This window comes from Henriciella sp. (genome assembly GCF_049649345.1).
Classification (GTDB): Bacteria; Pseudomonadota; Alphaproteobacteria; order Caulobacterales; family Hyphomonadaceae; genus Henriciella.
In genome coordinates this window covers 1-4,570 of sequence record NZ_JBARZC010000472.1, presented here as the reverse complement: position 1 = coordinate 4,570, position 4,570 = coordinate 1, and the positions used below count along the sequence as shown (strand labels likewise).

6 protein-coding genes are annotated in these 4,570 nt (G+C 61.2%); 5 read left to right on the top strand and 1 reads right to left on the bottom strand.

From position 1 onward, the window contains the following. The 5 genes from ilvB to WA989_RS13040 form a co-directional block, all read left to right on the top strand. Positions 1 to 1,350, top strand: a 1,350-nt coding sequence (ilvB, locus tag WA989_RS13060; RefSeq protein ID WP_424340928.1) for a biosynthetic-type acetolactate synthase large subunit, incomplete at its 5' end; no start/stop codon positions are given. A gap of 29 nt (positions 1,351 to 1,379) precedes the next feature. Next, on the top strand, positions 1,380 to 2,078 hold the full coding sequence (locus WA989_RS13055; RefSeq protein WP_424340927.1) for a hypothetical protein: 699 nt from the start codon (positions 1,380 to 1,382) through the stop codon (positions 2,076 to 2,078). Further along, positions 2,075 to 2,626: an acetolactate synthase small subunit gene (ilvN, locus tag WA989_RS13050; RefSeq protein ID WP_424340926.1), complete on the top strand. Its 552-nt coding sequence runs from the start codon at positions 2,075 to 2,077 to the stop codon at positions 2,624 to 2,626. The genes WA989_RS13055 and ilvN overlap by 4 nt, the downstream gene beginning before the upstream one ends. Positions 2,627 to 2,672: 46 nt before the next feature. Next, positions 2,673 to 3,692 (top strand): ketol-acid reductoisomerase, encoded by a 1,020-nt coding sequence (ilvC, locus tag WA989_RS13045; RefSeq protein ID WP_424340925.1) that lies wholly within the window; start codon positions 2,673 to 2,675, stop codon positions 3,690 to 3,692. Then, on the top strand, positions 3,661 to 3,960 hold the full coding sequence (locus WA989_RS13040; RefSeq protein ID WP_424340924.1) for a hypothetical protein: 300 nt from the start codon (positions 3,661 to 3,663) through the stop codon (positions 3,958 to 3,960). The genes ilvC and WA989_RS13040 overlap by 32 nt, the downstream gene beginning before the upstream one ends. On the opposite strand, the gene WA989_RS13035 is transcribed toward WA989_RS13040, so the two are convergent. Further along, on the bottom strand, positions 3,957 to 4,570 hold a 614-nt coding region (locus WA989_RS13035; protein WP_424340923.1), incomplete at its 5' end, for a hypothetical protein. The two genes, WA989_RS13040 and WA989_RS13035, sit on opposite strands and share 4 nt — an antisense overlap.

Genomic DNA, 4,570 nt, shown 5'->3' with positions numbered 1-4,570 from the left:
CTCGTCACCGATGTCGATGATCTCGCCCGCGTCATTCACGAAGCCTTCCTGATCGCGACCTCCGGGCGCCCGGGCCCGGTCGTCATCGATATCCCGAAGGACATTCAGTTCGCGACCGGCGCGTATATCGGCAAGGAAGGCGTTTACAAGCCGACCTACAGGCCGAAGACCGAACCGAGCGGCCATGCGATCAAGGATGCGCTGGCGCTGATGAAAGCCGCGCGCCGGCCTGTCTTCTATACAGGCGGCGGCGTCATCAATTCCGGGCCGGAAGCCTCCCGCCTCCTGCGGAAATTGCAGGCCGCGACCGGCTTTCCGCTGACGTCCACCTTGATGGGGCTCGGCGCGTTTCCGGCCAGCCATGAGGACTGGCTCGGCATGGTCGGCATGCACGGCTCCTACGAGGCCAACAATGCCATGCATGATTGCGACCTGATGATCTGCGTCGGGGCCCGTTTCGACGACCGGGTGACGGGCAGGATCTCGGCTTTCTCGCCGGGCTCGAAAAAGATCCACATCGATATCGATCCGTCTTCGATCAACAAGATCATCCGCGTCGACGTGCCGATCGTGGCAGACTGCAAGGCGGCGCTGGCAGCGCTGCTGGAGGGTTGGAACAAGGTCAAAAAAGCCCCCGACATTTCCGACTGGAGAGGCCAGATCGCCAAATGGCGCGAGAAGGACTGCTTTGCCTATCCGGACAATGACGGCTCCATCCGCCCGCAATATGCGGTCGAGCGGCTCTACGAGCTGACCAAGGACCGTGACACCTATATCTCCACAGAAGTTGGCCAGCATCAGATGTGGGCCGCCCAGCACTATCATTTCGAAGAGCCGAACCGCTGGATGACATCAGGCGGCCTCGGCACGATGGGCTACGGCCTGCCTGCGGCGGTCGGCATTCAGGCGGCCCACCCGGGCAGCCTGGTCATCGATATTGCCGGCGAGGCCTCGGTCCAGATGGTGATGCAGGAAGTCTCGACCGCGGTTCAGCACAAGCTGCCGATCAAGATCTTCATCATGAACAATGAGTGGATGGGCATGGTCCGCCAATGGCAGGAGCTTCTGCATGGCGAGCGCTATTCCCACTCCTATTCGGACAGCCTGCCGGACTTCGTGAAACTCGCCGAAGCGTACGGCGCGCACGGTATACAGTGTTCCGATCCGGCGGAGCTCGATCAGAAGATACAAGAGATGATTGATCATGGCGGCCCGGTGGTTTTCGACTGCCTCGTCACCAAGGCGGAAAACTGCCTGCCGATGATCCCTTCCGGGGCAGCGCACAATGAGATGATCCTCGGCAGCATTTCCGGGGATGAAATCGACGCGGAAGGCCGTAAGCTGGTCTGAGTATCAGCTTCACGTTCCGGGAATAAGTGATGGACTCCAATAGTTTTCTAGACACGACCTCAACCAACTGGACCTTGATCGTCACAGTTGCCTCGGCCGTTTTTGCTCTCATCGGTGCGATCGCCTCGCATCTGGAGACGCGTCGCCAGGAGAAGATCCGGGTGGAGACGCTGCGCATGCATGTCGACGGGGCCAGCCTCGACTGGGGCAGTCAGGCGATCGACACGCTTGGCCGGGTCGCCATGTTCGCTCGGACCCGCCGCTCGCAGGCCAATGATCAGGCCTTCAACAACAACAAGGTCAATCTGATGATGCAGCTCTCCTCCGTCATCGAGCGGGGCCGCATGTACTTTCCCAATATCGATCCGAGCGGTAAGGGCGCCGAGAAGGATGGCGCCTATCGCGGCTCGCGTCCGCCCATTCTCGATGCACTGGTGTTTTCCTATTACGAGCTCGAAGCGCTGACCCGTGAGGGCGGGCCGACCGGCGACAATTCAGCCGTCTTTATCGATGAATGCCGCCGGCTCGTTGTCTCCGAGCTTCAGGCCCACACCGATCCGCGCCGCCGCGACATGATCGTCGGGCGCTATGACAAGCAGCGCCGGGTCCATCGCGACGAGGCACGCTCGCGCGCCCAGTCGATCAGGAACCGCCTCAAGGCGCGGCGCCCGCAGCTTGAATTCGAGACCGGCGACGAAACCGACGAGTATGAGAGAGCCGCTGAATGACAAAAGAGCCGATCCCCGCCAGCGCCTATGACATGGACCATGCCGAAGAGGTCGAAGAGCGCCGCACGCTCGCCGTTCTCGTCGACAATGAGCCGGGCGTGCTGGGTCGTGTGGTCGGCCTGTTTTCCGCACGCGGCTACAATATTGAGAGCCTGACCGTCGCTGAGGTTGACCGAGGCAAGCATCGCTCGCGCATCACCATCGTCACCACAGGAACGGCCCACATGCTCGAGCAGATCGAGGCGCAGCTCCTGCGGCTCGTGCCGGTCGCATCGGTCATCGACATTACCAAGTCAAAGCGCGGAATCGAACGCGAACTGGCGCTGGTGAAAGTCGCCGGCAAGGGCGAAAAGCGCGTCGAGGCGCTGCGCATTGCGGAGATTTTCCGCGCCCGCGTCATCGATACGACGAATGAGAGCTTCATCTTCGAGATCACCGGCGCGTCCGACAAGATCGACCAGTTCACCGAACTGATGGAGCCGCTCGGCCTCGTCGAAGTGAGCCGCACCGGCGTCCTTTCTATCCGCCGTGGCAAGGATGCGGGATGACCGCCAGAAAAAACAGAATCCCAGAAATTCCAAGGAGTAGCAGGAAGTGAAAGTTTATTACGAGCAGGATGCTGATCTCAGCCTCATCCAGTCCAAGAAAGTGGCCGTCATCGGCTATGGCAGCCAGGGTCATGCGCACGTCCTGAACATGCGCGACAGCGGCGTGAAGGATGTTGTTGTCGGTCTGCAGGAGGGCTCCGGCTCGCGCAAGAAGGCCGACGCCGAAGGGCTTAAAGTCATGACGCCGGCGGAAGCTACCAAGTGGGCCGACGTCGTGATGATCCTCATCCCGGATGAGAAGCAGGCCGTCCTCTGGGCCAATGAGATCGAGCCGAATGTCCGCGATGGCCAGCACATCATGTTCGGCCACGGCTTCAACATCCATTACAACCTCATCCGCCCGTCCGCGAATGTCGACATCTCGCTCTCGGCGCCGAAAGGCCCGGGCCACACGCTGCGCGACCAGTACCAGCGCGGCTTCGGCCTGCCGGGCCTCGTCGCCATCCACCAGGATGCCAGCGGCACCGCAAAAGACGTGGCGCTGTCTTATTCGAAAGCCATCGGCAACACGCGCGCCGGCGTCATCGAGACCTCGTTCCGCGAAGAAACCGAGACCGACCTTTTCGGCGAACAGGCCGTGCTCTGCGGCGGCATTGTCGAGCTGATCAAGGCCGGCTTCGAGACGCTGGTCGAGGCCGGCTATGCGCCGGAAATGGCCTATTTCGAATGCCTGCACGAGACCAAGCTGATCGTCGACCTCATCTATGAGGGCGGCATCGCCAATATGAACTACTCGATCTCCAACACGGCCGAGTTTGGCGAATATGTCTCCGGCCCGCGCGTCATCACATCGAAGACCAAGTCGGAGATGAAGAAGATCCTGACCGACATCCAGGACGGGACCTTTGCGCGCAACTGGGTGCTTGAAAACCAGGCCGGCGCCCCCGGCTTCCACGCCAAACGCGCCCGCATGAACGACCACCTGATCGAGGAAGTTGGCGAGAAACTGCGCGGCATGATGCACTGGGCGCAGAATGACCGCCTCGTCGACAAGGCGCGCAATTAGCACGTTCGAGACGTTTCTCAGCGCCCTGGCCCGCCTCCCGGTGGGGTATGGCCAGGGTGTCTTTGACGGCGAAAGCTGGGGCGTGACGGTGGAGCGGTCGGCCGATGGGCGGCGCGTGAAGCTGTATGGCGAAGCCCTCGGAGGCGCCGATCATGTCAGCTTCAATCTTTATCGCGCAGGCGGCACGCCGCGCCTCAAACCCTGCGAGATGCCGGCTGAAAAAGTGATGGATTTCGTTCTGAAGTACCGGCCCGACGCCGAAAACTAGAACCTGTAAGTCAGGCCCAGTTGGACCACTGGATGGACCATCTTTTCCTCGACCAGTTCATCCGTGCTCAGCAGTTCGCGCTCAAGCTGCATCCGGACGATCGAGTCGGCCGATTGCGGGCCATTGCGCGATGTCATTGCGACTTGCGGCGATCCTGAAAACAGCGCGCCGGCCATGGCCTTCATGCCCCAGCCACGTTGTGCGTCAGCCGTCGTGTCAAAGCCGAGACCGAGAAAAGGAGCAACATCCTCGCCCTTCACGGCCATTTTCAGCGTGCCGGGGGCTTCGGGTGTGTAAATGGATTTGCCATTGCGCGGGCGGTAGGCGGTCGGATTGTCGATGCGCGAGCGGTCACCGCTATAGATGCCGCCGGAGATGACGAACTGGTTCTGGAAGGGGCGGACATCGACAAATGTGCCGAGCGATTCAAATTCGAGCTCGCGCGCTTCGGGCTGGTCTGTGGTGGGCTGGAGGCGCTTGATCTCGATGACGTCGGCGGCGGCGCGAACGTCAACAAAATCATTGAGACGAACCTGGCGCTCGATCGTGCCTGAAGTTGCGATCTGGCCCGGTGACAAACTGGCCTGGGAGAACCCTGGCATGCCGATCA

Excerpts from the sequence above, each read along its gene's own strand:
- WA989_RS13055 (WP_424340927.1), top strand. The coding sequence starts at position 1,380 with ATGGACTCCAATAGTTTTCTAGACACGACCTCAACCAACTGGACCTTG.
- ilvN (WP_424340926.1), top strand. The coding sequence starts at position 2,075 with ATGACAAAAGAGCCGATCCCCGCCAGCGCCTATGACATGGACCATGCC.
- WA989_RS13040 (WP_424340924.1), top strand. The coding sequence starts at position 3,661 with ATGACCGCCTCGTCGACAAGGCGCGCAATTAGCACGTTCGAGACGTTT.